Source organism: Rubripirellula lacrimiformis (genome assembly GCF_007741535.1).
Taxonomy (GTDB): domain Bacteria; phylum Planctomycetota; class Planctomycetia; order Pirellulales; family Pirellulaceae; genus Rubripirellula; species Rubripirellula lacrimiformis.
The window spans coordinates 8328147-8349268 of sequence record NZ_CP036525.1; the positions used below are offsets into that span (position 1 = coordinate 8328147).

General features: G+C 58.8%; 12 protein-coding genes. 5 read left to right on the forward strand and 7 right to left on the reverse strand.

What is annotated here, in order from left to right:
- Positions 1 to 180: 180 nt before the first annotated feature.
- From K227x_RS29165 to K227x_RS29175, 3 genes are all read right to left on the reverse strand, one after another.
- Positions 181 to 486, reverse strand: a complete 306-nt coding sequence (locus K227x_RS29165; protein ID WP_145176469.1) for a hypothetical protein — start codon at positions 484 to 486, stop codon at positions 181 to 183.
- Positions 487 to 641: 155 nt separating this feature from the next.
- Positions 642 to 1550: an N-acetylglucosamine-6-phosphate deacetylase gene (locus tag K227x_RS29170; protein WP_145176472.1), complete on the reverse strand. Its 909-nt coding sequence runs from the start codon at positions 1548 to 1550 to the stop codon at positions 642 to 644.
- Positions 1547 to 2311, reverse strand: a complete 765-nt coding sequence (locus K227x_RS29175) for a glucosamine-6-phosphate deaminase (protein WP_246146372.1) — start codon at positions 2309 to 2311, stop codon at positions 1547 to 1549. The genes K227x_RS29170 and K227x_RS29175 overlap by 4 nt, the downstream gene beginning before the upstream one ends.
- A 50-nt stretch (positions 2312 to 2361) precedes the next feature.
- Here K227x_RS29175 and K227x_RS29180 point away from each other — a divergent pair, with 50 nt between their 5' ends.
- On the forward strand, positions 2362 to 4566 hold the full coding sequence (locus K227x_RS29180; RefSeq protein WP_145176475.1) for an alpha/beta hydrolase family protein: 2205 nt from the start codon (positions 2362 to 2364) through the stop codon (positions 4564 to 4566).
- A gap of 59 nt (positions 4567 to 4625) precedes the next feature.
- Complete coding sequence (locus K227x_RS29185) at positions 4626 to 7727, forward strand: PVC-type heme-binding CxxCH protein (RefSeq protein ID WP_145176478.1); 3102 nt, start codon at positions 4626 to 4628, stop codon at positions 7725 to 7727.
- Here the strand turns inward: K227x_RS29185 and ptsP are convergent.
- Positions 7719 to 10034, reverse strand: a complete 2316-nt coding sequence (gene ptsP, locus K227x_RS29190) for a phosphoenolpyruvate--protein phosphotransferase (protein WP_145176481.1) — start codon at positions 10032 to 10034, stop codon at positions 7719 to 7721. The two genes, K227x_RS29185 and ptsP, sit on opposite strands and share 9 nt — an antisense overlap.
- Before the next feature lie 524 nt (positions 10035 to 10558).
- Here ptsP and pyk point away from each other — a divergent pair.
- Positions 10559 to 11992 carry a pyruvate kinase gene (gene pyk, locus K227x_RS29195; protein WP_145176483.1) on the forward strand — a complete coding sequence of 478 codons (1434 nt, stop codon included), beginning with the start codon at positions 10559 to 10561 and terminating at the stop codon, positions 11990 to 11992.
- Between the two features lie 775 nt (positions 11993 to 12767).
- Here pyk and ftsH read toward each other — a convergent pair.
- Positions 12768 to 15116, reverse strand: coding sequence for an ATP-dependent zinc metalloprotease FtsH (gene ftsH, locus K227x_RS29200; protein ID WP_145176486.1), 2349 nt, complete (start codon positions 15114 to 15116; stop codon positions 12768 to 12770).
- Positions 15117 to 15545: 429 nt separating this feature from the next.
- On the opposite strand from ftsH, the gene dxr reads away from it, so the two are divergent.
- Together dxr and K227x_RS29210 are read left to right on the forward strand one after the other, a co-directional pair.
- Complete coding sequence (gene dxr / locus K227x_RS29205; protein ID WP_145176489.1) at positions 15546 to 16883, forward strand: 1-deoxy-D-xylulose-5-phosphate reductoisomerase; 1338 nt, start codon at positions 15546 to 15548, stop codon at positions 16881 to 16883.
- A gap of 139 nt (positions 16884 to 17022) precedes the next feature.
- Positions 17023 to 19179: a site-2 protease family protein gene (locus K227x_RS29210; RefSeq protein ID WP_246146373.1), complete on the forward strand. Its 2157-nt coding sequence runs from the start codon at positions 17023 to 17025 to the stop codon at positions 19177 to 19179.
- 138 nt (positions 19180 to 19317) lie between these two features.
- Here K227x_RS29210 and K227x_RS29215 read toward each other — a convergent pair whose 3' ends face one another.
- The gene (locus tag K227x_RS29215; protein WP_145176492.1) at positions 19318 to 19524 is read right to left on the reverse strand and encodes a hypothetical protein; all 207 of its coding nucleotides are present in this window, start codon (positions 19522 to 19524) and stop codon (positions 19318 to 19320) included.
- Positions 19521 to 21047 (reverse strand): YeiH family protein, encoded by a 1527-nt coding sequence (locus tag K227x_RS29220; RefSeq protein WP_246146374.1) that lies wholly within the window; start codon positions 21045 to 21047, stop codon positions 19521 to 19523. Before K227x_RS29220 ends, K227x_RS29215 begins: the two co-directional genes overlap by 4 nt.
- Between the last annotated feature and the right edge of the window lie 75 nt (positions 21048 to 21122).

Genomic DNA, 21122 nt, shown 5'->3' on the forward strand with positions numbered 1-21122 from the left:
CGGGAGAAGGGACTTCTGGCGAAGTCCACTACATAGATATGGAGTCGTCGTCCCTGTGGGACTTCGCGGTGTGAGAGATCCGCTATAGAATTTGATGAAACAAAGCGACAGGCATCGTTCCTTGACGCCTGGCATGCTTTGATCATCGGGCCAGAGTCAGAGGACTCTGCCGAATCAACTTCACTCGGTCGCTTCTTTGACCTTGTCGGATGCTGTGTCGGCAGCGTCTTTGGCGCCTTCGACAACTTTGTCAGCTGCGTCCTTGGTTGCATCAACGGCGTCGCCGGCTGCTTCCTTGGTTGCGTCAACTGCGTCGCTGGTCATTTCGGCGGCAGCGTCACCGGTCTTTTCGGCAGCTTCGCCGACTGCATCGGCGGCTTCGCCCACGCTGGTCTTGGCTTCGTCGACCGAGTCCGAAGCTTGGTCGCAACCGGCGAATCCGAGTACGAAACACGCCATTGCTACGACAACAAACTTGTAAAACATCGTTTACCTACGTCTCTAAAGGGGGAACAGGAGTATGAAAGCAGCGTACACGAGAGAGACTCGCACCGCTCTTCATCCTTCGCTAACATCCCGCCTTCAAGCTATTTGCGATACCCCCCCGTCGACAGGACCCGGATCATCGGAGCAACCGTCCGTTATCCGAGCAGCCTGCCGGGATTCACTCGCGTCCAGCGATCCACCAGCTCGTCGCCGACGCCCAGCTGATCGCGCAGGATTTCCGCCATCGTTTGCATCGGAGTCGCGCAGCCCGCAAAATGCTGGCGACCTTCCGCCCAAGCCGCCCCATCGGGGTCCACTTCGACCCGTTGGCCCGCCAGCGAATATTTCCCCGGGCCCAGACCAGCGGCATTGATCGCGTCGGTCACGATGATAACCCGGTCATGTGGGATGCAGCGGAGGTAGTTGGCCAGTGCAAAGTTGGGCACGTGATGCCCATCGGCAATCAACGAAACGTACATCTGATCGCTTAGCCGGATCACTCGCTGGATGATATTGTCGTGACGATTCAATTGGGACGGGCAACCGTTCCCCAGGTGAGTGTACAGCGACATGCCTTGGTCGACCGCCTGTTGCAACTGGTCCAGCGACGCATCGCTGTGGCCGCCGGCAACGACAATGCCCTGGTCCGACAAATGACGCACCAACCGTGCCCCAGCATCACACTCCGGTGCAAGCGTCAGCAACCGAACATGACCGCGGCCAGCATCCAGCAATCGATCCGCTGTCGCCACATCCGCGGGCATCACCGCAGCAGTGGGATGCGCCCCGACAAAACCGGCGACCGGACTGATGAAGGGGCCTTCGACATGAATCCCAGCAACCATACGGGCCACTTCGGGGAACGTTTCCATCGCGATGGCGATGCGTTCGATTCGGGCAATCATCCGATCAATGGGTGCCGTAATCACGGTTGCCAAAATTTTGTCGACGCCGTCCGCGGTAAGCCGGGCACAGACATCTAGCCACTGTTGGTCGCTGACGTGTTCGTCGTTGAAATCGACACCGGCATATCCGTTGACCTGCAGATCGATGAAACCGGTCATGCGATTCGCTCGATCGAATCAAGTCGCTGTTTCGAAAGTTTCGCGGCCGACGCTTCGTCGATCACCAACACGGTATCACCGTGACGTTTCAGGATAGTGGCGGGATCCTGAGGTGAAATCGGATTTTCGATTGTCGCTGCGACCGCGGTCGCCTTTTGCGCATCGGGCACGCTGCAGTAGATCTTTGCCGACTGCAGAATCTGATGCACCGACATGCTGATCGCGTGTGTGGGAACATCGTCCAGTGATGCAAACCATCCTTCGCCAACCTGTTGCATGCGACAGGGCTGATCCAATTCGACCAACAGATAGGGGTCGGTCGTGTCGAAGTCCGCGGGCGGATCGTTGAACGCCAAGTGCCCGTTTTCGCCGATGCCAACCAATGCGACATCGATCTTTGTCGCGGCAACCAACTTGCCGACACGTTCCATCGTGGACTGGGGATCCTGGTCACCGATCAGGTACTGAAAATCGGCCAAGGGAACTTGGTCCACGAACCTTTCTCGTAGATATCGACAGAACGAAGCGGGATGATCCGAAGCCAGACCAACGTATTCGTCCAAATGGAACCCGTGTACTTTCGACCAGTCAATGTCGGGCTGTTTCACCAAATTCGCCAAAACCTCGAACTGCGACGCGCCAGTAGCCACAATAAGGCCGGCTTGTCCGTCACGATCGATCGCCGATCGCAGGTCAGCCGCCGCTTGGGCGGCGACCCAAGACCCCATCGTGTCACGATTGGTCGCTAATATGATCCGCATTGAGATGCCTTTACCGATGGCCGAAAATTGGAATGTAAACGAGGTGCACCATGAATCGTAGTTTTGGAATCATTTTAACCGTTTGTTGTAGCTTGGTCGCGGGGGTGGTGACCTGGGCCGACAATCCCGCGCAAGACCACTCAGACCACCGTGTGCTGCCGACCAATCAACGTCCCAGCGATGCACGACTGGGCGAACTCAAAACGTTGAACGGACACTTCCCGATGTCGGTCCCTGAGGATCCGGCGCAGTGGAACGCGCGATCCGAATGGTTGCGGCGGCAAGTTTTGGTTTCGACCGGTTTGTGGCCGATGCCCGAGAAACCACCGATCAAGGCGAACATCTATGGCAAAACAGTTCGTGATGGATTCACGGTCGAAAAAGTATCCTTCGAAAGCCTGCCGGGACACTACGTCACCGGACTGTTGTTTCGGCCCAGCGAGCCAAGCGACGCGAAGCTTCCCGGTGTGCTGTCGCCACACGGGCACGGCGGACGCAATCAAGCACTTTCGGACGACGCACTTGCCGCTCAGATCGCCAGCGGCAGCGAACACTTCGTCCGGTCGGGTCGAAATCCCAAGTTGGCCCGCTGCGCTCAACTCGCTCGAATGGGCTGCGTCACGTTCATCTTTGACATGCTGGGCTATGAAGATTCCGTCCAAATCGATTTCGAGACCGCGCATCGTCATGCCGATGCACGTCCCGAAGAAAAAGCCGATGGCGACGATTCCTGGGTCTTCTATAGCCCCGAAGCTGACTTGCGTTTGCAGTCGATCATGGGACTGCAAACCTGGAACGCGATTCGAGCACTGGATTTTCTGGCGTCGCTCCCCGACGTCGATGCCGATCGCTTGGCCGTGACCGGCGGCAGTGGTGGTGGAACCCAGTCCATCTTGTTGGGTGCGATTGACCCACGCATCAAGGTCTCGTTCCCCAACGGGATGGTGTCGACGTCGATGCAGGGCGGTTGTTACTGCGAAAACTGCAACCTGCTGCGAATCGGCACGGGCAATGTCGAATTGGCGGCGTTGTTTGCACCGCGTCCACAAGCGATGACGGCGGCCGACGACTGGACCAAGGACATGATGCACGATGGCTATCCCGAACTGAAATCGTTGTACGCCATGATCGGCAATGCCGACGACGTTTACTGTCGCCCGATGCTGCACTTCAAACACAACTACAACTACGTCACCCGGGCGACGATGTATCAGTGGATGAATCGTCATCTGGAACTGGGTTTGGACATTCCGGTCATCGAGCAGGATTTCGAACCCCTTAGCAAATCCGAAATGACGGTCTGGGACGACCAACACCCCGCTCCCAGCGAAGTGGGAATCCCGCACGAACAATCGGTTTGCCGATGGCTGGACGATGCGTCCAACCAAATCCTGGCACTGGACCAACCGCTGAGCGAAGACAAGCTGAAATCGTTCCGCACCGTGGTCGGCGGTGCCTGGCAAACGATGATGGACGTGGACGCAGAATCCGCGACCCAACCCGATGGGATCGAGTACACCGAAATCGCCGCTCGTGGCGACGAGAAGCGAAAATGGACGTTGGGATTGGTCCGCAATACCAGTGACGGCAGCGAGTTGCCGCTGATCACCGTCGTTGATGCTGGTGGACCTGATGCTGCCAAGGGCATCGTCGTCTGGGCATCCGGCGATGGAAAAGAATCGGTTTGGACGCAAACGAAGTCGCCCCAATCACCGCTGAATCAACTGATCCGGGCGGGGTACACCGTGATGATTCCAGACGTTCTAGGGCAGGGCGAATTCCGAAACGCAGACCAGAGTGCGGACCAGCAACGAGTGATTGACGATCCGCGATCCTATTCGGCGTTCACCTTTGGATACAACCCAACCCTGGCTGCATCGCGTTGCAACGACCTTCTTGCGATCGTGACGCACGCACGCGATCAACGCCCCGCGCAAGTGACTTTGATCGCGACCGAGGGCAGCGCTGCCTGGGCGGCGCCCGCCGCAGCGATCGCTGGTGACGCGATCGACCACGCGGTGATCGACACCGACGGGTTCCGGTTCGCGTCGATCACCAACTATCGCGACCCGAACTTTGTGCCGGGTTCGGTGAAGTATGGTGACCTGCCGGCCATCTTGGCGCTGCGATCTCCCCACTCGCTAACCGTCCTTGGCGAGCCCTCGCTACCGACGATCGTTCACGATGCATTCGGTTCAGCCGACACCAGCAGCGAATCGACCATCAACGACGAGATCAACGCGTTGTTGGATTGAACTAGAATGTCTGCCTCCCGCCGAACGGTTCCCACCGCACATCCCCCCCCGAGTTCTTCATGAACGTTTCTGCAGCATTGTTTCGCACCTTGGTCGTTTTGATCATCACCGGCCAATCGGTCGCCTGCGGTGACTTCCCCGAACTGTTCAACACGGAACCTCTTTCCGACGAAACGTTGATGTCGGCGGACGAAGCCGCGGCAAAGATGAAACTGCCCGCCGGGTTTCGCGCAACCGCGTTCGCCGCCGAACCGGATGTGCAGAATCCCATCGCCATGAGCTGGGATTCGAAAGGCCGGTTGTGGATTGCCGAAAACTACACCTACGCCCAACCAAGCGAACGGTTTCAGTTGGACCTGCGTGATCGCGTCATCATCTTGGACGGCGCCGACGGTGATCAGGTCAAGACACGAACCGTGTTCACCGACAATGTCCAAATGCTGACCGGATTGGAAGTGGGCCGGGATGGTGTGTGGCTGATGTGTCCGCCCAAATTGTTGTTTATCCCTGACCGCGATCACGACGATGTGCCGGACAATGCGGGCGAAGTCGTCTTGGACGGATTCGAAGTTGCCCAGGCGAACTACCACAATTTCGCCAATGGACTGAAGTTCGGTCCCGACGGTTGGCTGTACGGTCGCTGTGGCGGATCCTGTCCCGGACGGATCGGCAAACCGGGCGCTGCGGATCACCAACGACTGGCCATGGAAGGGGGCATTTGGCGATATCACCCCGACACCGGCCAGACCGAAGTGCTAACCACCGGCACCACCAACCCTTGGGGACACGACTGGGACGAATTCGGCGAGATGTTCTTCGTCAACACGGTCAACGGACACCTGTGGCACATGATTCCGGGCGCCCACTTCGTGCGTCCCTTCACGTTGGACCCGAATCCGCGGACCTATGAACTGATCGATTTCCATGCCGATCACTGGCACTTTGACACCACCGGCGCGTGGAACCAGTCGCGTGATGGCGTGGCCAATTCGTTCGGTGGTGGACACGCCCATAGTGGAACGATGATCTACCAGGGTGGACGATGGCCTGCACCGTACGACGGCAAACTGTTCACACTGAATTTCCACGGCCGACGTGCCAACCAGGAAATCCTACAGCCCGAAGGAAGTGGTTATGTGGCCCGCCACGGCGAGGACTTCCTGATCGCTTCGGACACTTGGTTTCGCGGCATGGAAATGGAAAGCGGCCCCGATGGCAACGCGTTCGTGTTGGATTGGAGCGACACCGGGGAATGCCACGAACACACCGGCGTGCACCGAACCAGCGGGCGAATTTTCAAAGTTTCGTCGACCGAATCACGGCCCATGACGACCATGCCGACGGGCGACCTGCGTGACTGGTCTATCGACCAATTGCTGGACACGATCCAGCAAACCAACGACTGGTACGTCCGACAAGCAAGACTGGAACTGACCCGGCGATCAGCAGCCGGTGTCGACATGACGGACGCCCAAGCCGCCTTGAAACAGTCAATCAGCCAGTCCAAGGATCAACGCGAACAGATTCAATCGATGCTGACACTGCACTGCATCGGAGGCACCGATGATTCGTTCCTGCGGGACATGTTGGCCCACGATTCGGCGCATGCCAGGTCTTGGGCGATTCGGATGCTGTCGCAATCATGGCCGATCGACGACGCACTTGGGCCAGCTTGGGTGGATCCAAACTTGGCTGCGTCGCTGAAGGATCAAATTCAAACGTGGCTGCCAGCTTTGCAACGCATCGCAAAATCCGACCCCGCTGCGAGTGTGCGATTGACCTTGGCATCGACTCTGCAGCGACTGCCTGTGGATCTTCGCAGCCAGCTTGCGATGGGCTTGGTCACTCACGCCTCGGATGCAGACGACCACAACCTACCGCTGATGATCTGGTACGGACTGATCCCCGTTGGCGCTGAATCGCCCGGCGACCTAGTGCCGATCGCGGCCCAGTGCGAACTGCCCACGACGCTGCGTCTGATCGCTCGCTGTTTGGCCGAACAGATGAATGAATCGCCCCAACCGATCGATGACCTGTTGGCGGCGGCATTGAAACGAAACGACGTTGCGTTCACCGCTGCGGTTTTGGCCGGCATTGCCGAGGGCGTCAAAGGGTGGCAACAGGCACCCAAACCGTCGAACTGGGATCGGATTGCAAAGATAGAATCCGCCCCGATCCAATCGACCGTTCGCGAACTGAGTGTTGTGTTCGGTGACGGACGGGCGATCGAAGAACTGAAACAGATCGCGTTGGGAAAAACCGATGCGGATTCCGAGATACGATTGTCGGCTCTGGCCACGCTGATCCAAAGCGAACCCGACGACCTGCAACAGATCTGCCAAACACTGCTTCGCGACGCGCGGATGAACGTGTTGGCCGCCCAGGGTTTGTCGAAGTTTGACGTGCCGGAAATTGGCGATTCGCTAGTACAGAACTATCGGCGATTCCGAGCACCCCAGCGTCCCAAAATCATGTCGATCCTGGTTTCGCGTCCATCGTTTGCGGCTGCCATGCTAGAGGGCATCCGGGATGGCAAGATCCCACGACAAGACCTATCGGCGTACCAAGTTCGACAGATCCATAGCATGGGCGATGAACGGTTGGCCAAAACGGTGGGACAGGTATGGGGCGAGGTGCGTGACACGCCGCAGGCCAAACAACAGGCGATCCAAACACTGAAGAAAACGTTGACCGATGACGCGTTGGCCGGCGCCGACAAAACGCAGGGCAGGGCACTGTTCGCCAAAACCTGCCAAACCTGTCACAAGCTGTACGGCGAAGGTGCCAAGGTCGGTCCCGACCTAACCGGTGCGAACCGAGCCAACATGGATTACCTGCTATCCAACATCGTCGACCCCAGTGCGGTGGTCGACAAAGATTTTCGGATGTCGATCCTGTTGTTGGATGATGACCGGATCGTCAACGGGTTGGTGGCCGCCGAAACCGACCGAACATTGACTCTGCAAACGGCAACCGAGTCGCTGACGATCGCCAAAGAATCGATCACCAGTCGCAAGATCACCGAAAAGTCGCCGATGCCCGACGGGCTATTGGAAACCCTGACGCAGGAACAAATTCGCGACTTGGTTGGTTACCTGCGACACCCCAGCCAGGTGCCGTTGCCAGCAGGCGTCGATGGCCAAGGGCAAACGCTACCCTGATGACTGAAGGAACTTGGCGACCTGTGCACGAATTTGCTTGCCACTGGACAGCTTCAAAACGTCGGCGGCAAGTTCACACAATTGGTCGATTTTCAGTTTGCCAAGCATCGCCTTGAGTTCAAAAATGGACGGCGAGGACACTGAAAACTCGCGCAGTCCCATCCCCACCAAGATGGCAAAGCATTCTGGATCGCTGGCCATTTCGCCGCAGATGCACAATCCTTTGCCGCGTCGCCCGGTGACGCTGACCATGTGGGCGATCGCCGACAACACCGCCGGGTGAAGCGAATCGTAGTAATGGTGCACTGCCGGATTCCCGCGATCAGCAGCCAACAGATACTGAATCAAATCGTTGGTACCCAAAGCGAAAAAGTCGACTTCATCGGCGAAATGGTCGGCCATCATGATGGCTGCGGGAACCTCGACCATCACACCCAAGGGCACGTTCGGAATCTCCCAGCCTTGAGCCGCTAGATTCTGTTTCGCTTCGGCGACCACTTCTTTGCAGGCGATGATTTCTTCCATGTTGGTGACCATCGGGAACATCAACCGAACGTCACCGTGGGTAGCCGCCATCAACACGGCTTCGATTTGGGCTAGAAACATTTCGCGTTGATCCAACGACACCCGCACGCTTCGCCAACCCAGGAACGGATTGAGTTCTTTGGGAGCGTCAAAGTAGGGCAACATTTTGTCGCCACCGATATCCAGCGTTCGAATCGTCACGGTTTGATTGGGAAAACCTTCGACGACGCTGCTGTAAATCTGATATTGGGTCTGTCGATCGGGAAAGCTGGATCTGGCCATGTAGGGCAGTTCGGTGCGATACAGGCCCACCCCTTCGGCGCCGTATTGTTGGGCAATGGCGACGTCGCTAAGCAAACCGATGTTGGCCAACAGTTTGACTTTCGTGCCGTCAAGCGTGACCGCCGCACGATCCTTGTACTGCTGCAGTTCGGCTTGCTGGCGTCGACCATCCAATTCCAGACGCTGATACTCGCGTCGGATTTCATCGGCTGGTTGGATGTGCAAGCTGCCGCTGGCGGAATCTAAGATCAGTTCCACACCGGCTTCGATTCGCCGTGTCGCACCGGCCACGCCAATCAGTGTGGGGATGCCCAACGACTTTGCAACGATGACCGCATGCCCATTGGAATCCGAGGCTTCCAGGACCAAACCCAAGATTCGGGCGTGGTCCAGCAAGGCGATGTCCGATGGCAACAACTGTTTGGCGACCACGATCGCGGCGTACGGCAACTGGATCACTTCGCGCGCCTGTCCGCACATCCCGGCGACCAAGCGGCGACCGATGTCTTCCATATCCGTGGCGCGATCGCGCAGATACGGATCTTCCATCTGGCGGAACGTTTCGACGTATTCACTGATGACGTGCTTGATGGCGACCGTGGCGCTGCGACCGTCTTGAATCAGCAACCGAATCTTGTCGATCAACACCCTGTCCTGCAGGATCATCAGGTGGCTGTGGAAGATTGCCGCGTCGTCTTCGCCCAATTTCTGGGCGATGCGTTTTTCCAAACAAAGCGTTTCGATCTTGGCCTTTTCAACAGCCTCGGCGAATCGTTCCAGTTCCACATCAGGACTGACCGGACAATAGTCGCCGATTTCGGCAACGCCTAAATGTTCATCGATCAGGTAGGCCGGCCCCATGGCAACGCCGCCAAACCCGAGCTCGCCCTTCAGCATCGCACTGGTCGGATCCGTCGTTTTCGATGCCAACGCAGACGACGACGGGGTGGCCGAATCGCGTTGCAATCGATCCATCAGGTGGGCGCTGTGGACGATCGACGAAAGCTGGAATCCGATCGTGGTTAGCGTGCTAATTTCGATCGCACTGAATTCGCGCGGTTCGACCGTCTGGATCGCCATCACACCGATCAATCGTTGGCGATCGCTTAGCGGGATCCCTAAGAACGAGTGATACAGTTCTTCGTTCGAATTGACGACGTAATGGAAACGTGGGTGCGATTGGGGTTCGCCAACGTTGACGACCGATCGCGTCTCGGCGGTGTAGCCGATCAATCCTTCGCTAAGCCCCAAACTGATCCGGCCAACCGATTCGGGTGACAGCCCGATCGTCGCGCGAAGCACCAAACGATCTTCTTCGCATAGGTAGATCGAACAAGCTTCCGTTTCCATCCGGTCGGCGACCAAACGCACAATGTTCAGCAACGTCTGTTCGAGCCCACGCGACTGCAGAATCAGCTTGCTGATGTCTTCCAACGTCGCCAACCCGATCCGTTCGTGCTTGGCATCGTCGTTGTCGTAAAACGATTGCGGTTGGACCATGATCAGAACGCGACACAAGCGGATGAGAAAAGAAAAAGCAATGGAACGAAAAGCGACCCAACGGATCGGGGCCGGGGATCGGACGACCGCGGCGGAGGTCAGCGAACAGCATACCGAAACGACACGCTGACGCCTTGGTGGGATCGCCCGGGTCCGCAGAAGGACCACGGATCCCCCCTAAACGCACCTTTCGTGTGCCGCGAATGTATAGGCTGCCCCCTAGAAACGCGCACGGGGAGGGCAGAAAATGGACCGCCGATCGATGCCGAAATGTCCATTCGAATGTCAAAAACTGACGTCGACTGCACGATAAATTTGCTGGTTTCTCCCTGACTTTGCGCAGTGGCCGATCGCCTCAAACGGCCTGCGGAAAACCAGTCCCCCCCAGCGGCCCACAGCGGCAACATCGACGCCACCAAAAGACGCCTAGTCAACGTCAAACCTGACGGTACGGTAGCTGCAACAGGTTTGCCGTCGTCTGGCAGCCCCTTTTTCTAACCTCTTCTCTGATCGGTCTCGCTGCTATGGAGACAACGTCCCCACACTATCGCCACACCAAAATCATCGCGACTCTTGGGCCTGCGACTCAGACACGCGAACGATTGACGGCATTAACGCTAGCCGGTGTGGACCTGTTTCGTTTGAACATGGCACATGGATCCGTTCAATGGGTCGCCGAGATCGTGGCGTTGATCCGCGAGATATCCGCCGAAGTCGAGCGCGAAGTCGCGGTCATGATCGACGTCAAAGGCCCCGAGATCCGGACTGGCGATTTGCCCGAACCAGTGGTGCTGACACCGGGCGACCAAATTCACTTGTTCACGACCAATGCCACCGCACCGGCCCCCACCGACGTGTTGAGCGTATCGGTCAACTACCCGGATCTGCCATCCGATGTTGCCGTCGGGTCAACCATTTTGGTCGACAGCGGATTGATGCGTCTGAAGGTGTTGAACAAGGACGCCACCAGCGTTCGGTGCCAGGTGATGACAGCGGGCACACTTGGTTCGCGACGACACATCAACCTGCCGGGGGTGGAAGTCAATCTGCCATCGCTTACCGAGAAAGACGAAGCCGACTTGATCGCCGGGATTGATGCCGGCATCGACTTTGTCGCACTGTCTTTTGTTCGCAAGGCCGACGACATCTTTGCACTCCGCAAGTTCCTGGACGACCGCGGATCGCCAGCTCGCATCATCGCGAAGATCGAAGAACAGTCGGGCGTTCGCAACATGGACGAGATCATCCGTGCCGCCGATGCGATCATGGTGGCTCGCGGTGACCTGGGGATCGAAATCGATTATCACTGTCTGCCGTTGGTGCAAACCCAACTGGTCCAGGCCTGCCAAGACCAAGGCAAACCGGTCATCATCGCCACCCATCTGTTGGAATCGATGATTCAGTCGCCGATTCCAACTCGCGCTGAAATTTCCGATGTATCCAATGCCGTTCGCGAACAGGCCGACGCCGTGATGCTGTCGGGCGAAACGACGACAGGCGCGTATCCGTTGGAATCGGTCGAGGTACTGAAGAATATCATTCAAAGCATCGAACCATCGGTCAGCTCGGATCTGAACAGCCGCATCAAGCTGATCGAACCGAAAGAGAAGATGCTGCGTTCGACCGCCAGGTTGGCACAGGACCTAGGCGATTCCGGGATCGTTGTTTTCACTCGCAGCGGATTCCTGGCCTACGTGCTGGGAGCCCTTCGTCCCCGGGGTGTGCCGATCTTTGCATTCACCGACAACGAATCCATTTTCCGTCAGCTGCTGTTGCCGTGGGGCGTCGAACCGTTCTTGATCGACTTCTCCGCCGACCCCGAAGAAACGATCCAAGATGCGTTCGAACGGCTGAAGGAAAAAGGATGGTGCGTGCCGGGTTCATGGTTAGTCGTGATCACCAACGCCTTGGCAAACGATAAGGTCATCGATACGACTCAGATTCGCCAAGTCGAATAGCCCCGCTAGGCAGAACGTTTCACCGTGCGGGCAACGCCCCACGCGTCCATGCACCCCAAACGCGCGGCACGGAGGGCACGCGGTGAAACGATGGCGGCGGTAACGGATCGCGCGAAACGCTGGGCAGATCGTTTAACCGTGCGGGCAACGCCCCACGCGTCCATGCGCCCCAAACGCGCGGCACGCTGGGCACGCGGTGAAACGATGGCGGCGGCGACGGATCGCGCGGCACGCCAGGCAGATCGTTTAACCGTGCGGGCAACGCCCCACGCGTCCATGCACCCTAAACGCGCGGCCCGTTGGGCACGCGGTTAAACGATGGCGGCGGCGACGGATCACGCGGCACGGAGGGCAGATCGTTTAACCGTGCGGGCAACGCCCCACGCGTCCATGCGACCTAAACGCGCGGCCCGATGGGCACGCGGTTAAACGATGGCGGCGGTAACGGATCACGCGGCACGCTGGGCAGATCGTTTAACCGTGCGGGCAACGCCCCGCGCGTCCATGCACCCCAAACGCGCGGCCCGATGGGCACGCGGTTAAACGATGGCGGGCAACGCCCCACGCGTCCCCAAACGCGCGGCCCGATGGGCACGCGGTTAAACGATGGCGGGCAACACCCCGCGCGTCCATGCGCCCTAAACGCGCGGCCCGGTGGGCACGCGGTTAAACGATGGCGGGCAACGCCCCACGCGTCCATGCGCCCCCAAGCGCGCGGCCCGATGGGCACGCGGTGAAACGATGGCGGGCATCGCCCCGCGCGGCAACGGATCGTTTAGCCGCGGTCGGCTAGGTCTTGGTTGGTGTTGGACCGGTCGTCGGGGCGAAGTTTTGCCAGTGGCTTTTCGTTGACGGTGCCGGGGACCAACCAGGGGCCACGACTATTCTCGCGAATCAGTCGCATCAGTTCGTCGTTGTCGATCGCCTCGACTTCCAACAACCGCTGGGTGACGGCTTCGAGCACGTCGCGGCGTTGTTCTAGAATCTCGCGTGTCTGGGTCAGCGAGTCATCGATGATACGCGTGACTTCTTTGTCGATCATCTTCGCCATTTCTTCGCTGTGCATCGTTTGGTAGCCTTCGCCACCACCGGCCAGGAATGCCGATCGATTGCTCCGCCGCAAATTGATTCGCCCCAACCGGCTCATGCCATAATCCATCACCATGCTGCGAGCGATCTCGGTACAACGTTCCAGGTCGTTTTGAGCACCGGTGCTGATGTCTTGGAACGTCATCTCTTCGGTCAACGTGCCCGCCAACAGCACCTTCATGTTGCTTTCCAGTTCCGTCTTCGTCATCAAGTAGCGTTCCGATTCGGGACGCTGCATCGTGTAGCCCAATGCCGCTAGTCCACGCGGGATGATGCTGACCTTGTGTACCGGATCGGTGTTGGGAAGTGCTGCGGCGACGATCGCGTGGCCAGCTTCGTGATAGGCGACGCGGATTTTTTCGTCCGCGTTCATCACCCGATTTTTCTTTTCCAGTCCGGCGGTAACGCGTTCCACCGCCTCGTTGAATTGATCGATGCTGACGGCACGTTTTTCGGCGCGAGCGGCAAGCAGCGCCGCTTCGTTGACCAGGTTGGCCAAGTCGGCACCGACGAAACCAGGCGTGATCGAGGCGATCTCTTTCAAATCAACCTGTTCGTCCAGTTTGACGTTTTTGACGTGCACTTTCAGGATCGCTTCGCGGCCGCCGACATCGGGGCGATCGACCAGCACGTGCCGATCGAATCGACCGGGACGCAGCAGCGCGGGGTCCAACGTTTCGGGACGGTTGGTCGCGGCGATCACGATCACGCCGGAATTCGATACGAAACCATCCATTTCGACCAACAATGCATTGAGCGTCTGTTCCCGCTCGTCGTGACCACCGACGGCTGACCCGCTGCGACTTTTGCCCAGCGCGTCCAGTTCGTCGATAAAGATGATGCAGGGTGCACGGTTGGTGGCCTGTTGGAACATGTCACGGACGCGAGCAGCGCCGACACCGACATACATTTCGACAAAGTCACTTCCCGACAGGCTAAAGAAGGGCACGCCGGCTTCGCCCGCAATCGCCTTGGCCAACAACGTCTTGCCCGTTCCGGGAGGCCCGACCAACAACACTCCCTTGGGAATGCGACCACCGAGCGATTGGTACTTTTCGCTGTTCTTTAGGAAGTCAACGATCTCGCGAACCTCTTCGACCGCTTCGTCGATGCCCGCGGTGTCTGCAAACGAAAGCCCCAGTTCCTCTTGGCTGTACAGTTTGCCCCGGCTTCGCGAGAACGACATCGGCGATCCGACCCCGCCGATCCGGCGCAACATCACCACACCTAGGACGACGAAGATGCCGATCATCAACAGTTCGGGCCAATGGTCCTGCAGGAACCGACTTGGTCGGGCGTTGTCCCAGGTCACACCCGAGGCGTCCAGGTAGGCGACCAGCCGCTCGTGTTCGGCTTCGTTAAGCGTATCCCGGATGGTTTGGAACTCGACTCGCTTGGCCGGTTCCTTGGGATTGGTACCACCGACCCCCAACGACCGATACATCACGGTTCCGGTGATCGATTCATCCGACACTTCGATATCTTGCGGATCGCTGTATTCGATCTGGATCTCGGGGTTCTTTTTGGAGGTGACCACCAGAGTTGGAACAGGAGGACCGGCGACCGAGTCCGTTTTCGCAGCCTCTCTCGCGACGGAATCGGCGTCGCCGTCCGGGTCGTCCGCATTGGCTTTGTCCGAATCGCCTGCGGCCGCGACTTCACCACCGTCGGTCGGCTTGGCGGCGTCATCAGCAGGCTTGGTCGCGGCGGCATCCGCGTCGCCATCGGCTGAATCAACCGGTGCAGGATCAGAATCAGCTTGGTCGGAATCAGCTTGGTCGGTGCCATTTTCGTCGGCATCGGCAGGGGACAATGTTTCGGGCGCAGCGCCGGTGTCCGGGGTGCTCGAGGTCGCAGCCGCCTGGTCCGTGGCGGACAGCTTCAGCAATGCCATCAAATCGGGATAGCGTAGGCTGCGTGCGTTGTTGCCAAACAGAAACGCGCTGACCAGGACGGCGGCGGTCACCAGGACCAAGACCAACCAGACGTTACCAGCGGGCTTTTGTTCGCTGTTGCGTTGGGGATTGTCGCTCATTCGCTATCAGATCTTCGATGAATGGTAAGAACGGGGTGGCTAATGGTGGTGGTGCGGTTAGCCGATACGCTGCGCGGGTGTCCGCAAGGCAGGCGAGCCACAACACATTGTGTTTGCGCATTGTTTGGGCTTCCAGCGTGTCGGACAAGCGCGGGTGCACCGATCCAACTTCGTCACCGGGTCGTAACGATGGTGCCGATCGTCCATCATGGTATGCCGTCCAAGCCGATTTGGCTCGTCGGTGTATTCTGATCGGCATCGATCGGGATCGACGAGTCCTTCGGGGGCTGGAAACCGGAAGACCAGTTGATCGGCCAATCGGATTCCGTGCTTTGGTTCGCATCGACCTGCGGATTCCCGGTGATTTCGCATTCATTTGTCTGACTAGATTAGCCGCCCGTGACGCAAACTTCCCCCCAAGGTCGCCCTATGTCGAATTCAGCGGCGTCGAATGCAGCGGCGTCGAATTCAGCGGCGCCGATCCAGAAGGTCGCGGTCCTGGGCGCGACAGGCAGCATCGGCACGGCAACGGCCGAGGTAATCAATCACCTGAACCGGGTGGATTCCCAGTATCGCTGGCATTTATGGGCCGCCTCTGGCCATCAAAACCTGGATCGATTGATCGAAATCGCTGACGCAGCGGACGATCCCCCCGAACATTTGGTGATGTCCGACCCGGCATCGGCTGCAAACTTCACCTCAATGGACGCTGTCGCCGGCGGCGCTGCCCCGCGGCCAAATTCGTCATCCTGGCCTGATTCGCTCGCTGGCACCCGGATTTCGTACGGCCCAGACGCTCTGATCGACGTGGCCAGCGCCCCGGAGGTCGACGTGGTGGTGGCGTCGATCGTCGGACGAGCCGGTCTGGAAAGCACCTTAGCGGCGGTCCAGGCGGGCAAACGCGTGGCACTGGCCAACAAAGAAACGTTGGTCGTGGCCGGCCCGCTGGTTCGCCAGGCGATGTTGACCAGCGGAGCCGAACTGTTGCCGGTCGACAGCGAGCATTCGGCGATCTTCCAGTGCATGGGCGGAGCCGCGTCTGCCTGTGCCCCCGGCCACCCATCAGGCCACCCATCGGGCCCCAACGCCGATCCCCATCCGGCCCCACGCCCCAAGAAGCTGATCCTGACGGCCAGCGGCGGGCCATTTCGGACCTGGACAAAACAACAGATGTCCGACGCCACCGTCGAATCGGCACTGGCCCACCCGACCTGGGACATGGGCCCCAAGATCACGATCGACTCGGCGACGATGATGAACAAATCGCTGGAAATCATCGAAGCCCGCTGGCTGTTTGATTTACCCGCCGAGGCCATCGAAGTGGTCGTTCACCCCCAATCGATCATTCATTCGATGGTCGAGTTCGACGACGGGTCCGTGATCGCCCAGCTGAGCCCGCCGGACATGAAGTTGCCGATTCAGTACGCACTGACGTATCCTCGGCGCTTAGCATGCCCCTCACCGCCCCTGGATCGAACCCGGTCCTGGGACCTGACTTTGGAAGTGGCCGACCAGGACCGTTTTCCCGGTTTGACGCTAGGATTCGAGGTCGCGGCGGCCGGCGGCACCGCCGGTGCGGTGGTCAACGCGGCCAACGAAGAGGCGGTCGGTCTGTTCCTGAACGGTCAAATTCGGTTTACTGACATCGTTTTGGGATGCCGTGACGTTCTGGAACACCACACGCACGAGTCCGCACCGACCCTGAGCCGATTGCTGGAACTGGATCGCTGGGCACGTGCCGAGACTCGACAAAGATTCAAGCTGTAACCGAACCAGCTGGAAACCCGCCGGCTGGAACCAATCCATCGGGCCTGCCCAGCGCAGTCATCCCGACCCAACCCCTACCTTCGCTCACCCCAAACGGACACTCAAACCGTCCGTTTTAATCGTTTTAGGCACCTGATAGATGATGTTGATTGACTCGATCGCGGCGATGCTCCCGATGATCGCCGCCCTACCATTGGCGGCTACCGATGACCCCGGATTCATCGCCTCGCTGCTGACAAACATTTTCTTGTGGGGACGAGTGGCGCTCGGAATCGGGTTGGTCATTTTTGTCCACGAACTGGGACACTTTGTGGCCGCCAAGTCGTTTGGCGTCAAATGCGAAAAGTTCTACGTCGGATTCGATGTGCCGATCAAAATCGGCCCGATCAAGTTTCCTCGCACGTTGGGCAAATTCACCTACGGCGAAACCGAATACGGCATCGGCATCATCCCGCTGGGCGGCTACGTCAAGATGCTGGGCCAAGACGACGATCCACGCAACTTAGAAGAAGAAAACAAACGCATCTCGGTCGACAGTGACACCGCCGACGAACCGGTGCTGGACCCCCGCAGCTTTCCAGCCAAACCGGTTTGGCAACGGATGATCATCATCAGCGCCGGCGTGGTCGTGAACGTGATCACCGGCGTGCTGTTTGCCGCAATCGCGTTTGGTTACGGAGTCACCTACAGCCCGGCCGTGGTGGGCGGAGTGACGCCGGGCGGCCCCGCTTGGCAAGCCGGTATCGAACCCGGTGGCAAGGTCATCGCCGTGGGCGAACTGAAAGATGACCAGATGCATTTCCGCGAAATGAAGATGGAAATCCTGACGCAAGGATTCGAAACGCCCGACCAGCCCATCGATGTCGCGATCCAATACGACGACGGCGTCCGCAATTTCAAACTGCAACCCAAAGCGCTGCCGGAAAACAAAGACTATCGCATGATCGGCGTGGCGATTCCGCACTCCGTCACGCTGAACCAGGACACCTACGCTCGCCCGCAAAGTGTTGCCGCCGATGTGCTTTCGGATGCCGACGCAGGAGCCACGATCACGGCCTTCAATGGCAACCCGATCGTCAGCGATTCGATCGTGCCGGGAACGAACTTCTTTGACTACCTGTACACCCACCCCAACGAAGCGGTCGAACTGACGCTGAAGCGCAGTGACGACAGCGAAGCCACGGTCAGCTTGCCACCGCAAACAGCGAAATCGGCAGGCATCCGTTTTGCCATTGGCCCGATCGTCGCCATGGTCGATGGCGGACCGGCCGAACAGGCGGGCCTGAAACTGGGCGACGTCATCACTGCGATCGGTGACAACGACCAGATCGACGCCTACAGCCTGCCAGCGATGTTGGTTGGCAACAGCGATCCGGTAGCTTTGAAGATTCGTCGTGGCGACGGTGACGATGCCGAATCGACCACCATCACCATCACCCCGAACCGGTCACTGCAAACGCTGTCACCGACGGCCAATCTGTCGAACGACATCGGCATCAATTCGCTGGGACTGGCCTACAAACCGCTATCCACCGTGGCACGCATCACCGCGCCGGCGAAAAGCGATGCCGAAGATGGCGGGTTGAAGGTCGGCGACCGACTGCAAAAGATTCGCTTGGTGATGTCGGATTCGGAAACCCCGGACTGGCTGCACGACGAACTGTTTGGCCCGGTGCTGAAGTCGCTTCGTGAAGGCCAAGAGTTCTCGCCATCGACGCCGCTGAACGCCTTTGTCGACACCATCCAATACCTACCGGTTGGCACCAAGCTAGAGATTCAAGCGACCCGTCCACCCGAAAATCGAGTGGTCACGGCGACCGTCGAAATCCAAGCGGACGAGTTCAATCTGTTCGATCGTGGACTGCAGTTCCCGCCACGGGAAGCCGTCCAAAAAGCGACCTCGCCCGGCAACGCGTTGGCGCTCGGCTACCGCGAAGGCAAGCGACGTTTGAAAGACGTTTTGCGTTTCTTGGAAATGCTGCCGCGAGGACAAATCGGGCTGAAACAAGTCGGTGGACCGTTGGCGATCGTGGGGATCGCTAAGAGCGAAGCCGAGAAGGGCATCTCGCCGCAATTGATGTTCTTGACCATGCTGAGCATGAACTTGGCGATCTTGAATTTCCTGCCGATCCCTGCCTTGGACGGCGGACACATGATGTTCTTGCTGTACGAATTGGTCGCCGGAAAACGGGCCAACGAACAATTGGAATTCCGGCTGACGATTGCCGGGCTGCTGTCGCTGCTAGCCTTGATGGTGGTCGTGTTCGCCAACGACCTATTCCGGTTCCTGAACTAACCGGTCGGGATGGCCGAAAGTCTTGGCGACTTGCGCTACGGGGATTTCGGATCGCGGCTTGCCGATTCCCGGCCGCTTACGCGATCACGGCTCACTCAATCGCCAGCCCGTTGGCCAGTTTCGCGACGGTTGCTGTGTCTATCGCTGTTCTAGCTTGCGAATGATGGGCTCCATCGCTTCCAGTTCGGTGTAATACATCGCACTGGGGTCGATGCCTTTGTCGTCCAGCCACTCGATTCGCTCGCTGACCGTCGGGCGATTGGCGATCCAGGGCAGGACCACCAACCAAACGACCGCGATCACGGCGATCGATGCAGCCAACCGCCATCGCGGCGTGATGATCACGGCAGGTACTGGTCAATCTGGTCTCGGAACACGACCCGGAACATCAACCAGGCCATGGCCAGCGTCAGGACCAAGTTCAGCGTCTGACCACAGACGTACAGGATCAACGGCTTGCCGCCTTTGAGGTGCGGCGCTAGTTCACGGAAATTGGTCTGCAATCCGATGCTGACAAATGCCAAACAGAACAGCCAACCACGCAGCGTCTTGGTCGATCCACCGATCATCGCGTCGATCACCGCAGGGCCACCGACCAAGTTGCTATACAGCAACGAAAAGATCACCGACGCCGCCACGAACCCCAACACGAACTTGGGAAACCGATACCAAATTTCCATGGCATCGGGCCGGATTCCCGAATCGTTCTTTTCGACACAGGTGACCCAGTAGATCGCGACACCAAAGGCGGTGATCCCGATCAGGATGTTCTGGATCATCTTGACGGTGGCCGCCACTTCTAAGGCTCGGTCGCCCAGCACTGCACCGGCGGCCGCCACAGCGCCGGTTGCATCAATCGTGCCTCCCAACCAAGCACCGCCCAGGACTTCGTCCATCCCAACGGCTTTGATGATCGCCGGCAGCACCACCATCATGATGACGGTAAAGGACAGCGACAGCCCGATCGCCAACGACAGTTCTTCCTTTTTGGCTTTGCAGGCCGCCGCGGTCGCGATCGCTGCCGAGACGCCGCAGACCGACATATCGGCCGAGATCACCATGTTCAGCGAAGGCGACTGAATCTTCAGCACCTTTTGGCCAAAGATAAACGTGCTGATCAAGACGATCGGCGTGACCACCCAAGCGACACAGATGCCGGGCAGTCCCAGCACCAACAACCGGCTCATCAGCACTTCGGCGCCCAGCAGGACCAAGCCCGTCTTGATGTAGAACTCTGTCAAAACCGCCGGCCCTAAAAACTTCGGAGTGCCGACGGTGTTGCTGATGATCAACCCGACCAATAGCGCCCACAACGCGTATTCCAGGTTGTACGATTTGACGACAACTTGGCCGGCCAATACGTACGCCAACATGGCTAGCAGGAAGACCACCGGAAAGGCTTTCAGGAACCCGCCCGCAGAGTGACCACGGAAACTCTGGGCGACCGCGAACAACACCCCTAGGACGATGAACACACCGACCAAGCCACCGATTGCATTGACTGCCTTCTGAGCCTCGCGCTCTTCAGCCTCCTGGACTGGCGGCCTGTAGACCGAATCGACGGGGTTGGATTCCCATGACCCCGGTTTGGCAAACCAAGCTTTCCAAGGGTGACTGACGGTGACCTTGGTGTCCGCTGCGATCTGCTTGGCAAGCCCGTCGTCACCGGCCGCTTTGGCTTCGGCGATCTCGGATTTTGCATCGGCCGCGCGCTGCACTTGGTCGGCCAAGTCGGCTGGCCGCGAAATCCAAACCGCCCCGAATGACAACAGCAACAACAACCCGCCACACCAAATCGCCCACCAGTCCTCGGCGGTTTTCATCTCACGGAAAGTACTGTGTCGTGGATTGGGTGCGTCGGTCGACATGGCATTTCAAAACGGAAGGGAGGGAAGGCGGGGCGGGCGGGGCGGGGCGGGGCAGCGTGCCCAAGTCAAATTTCT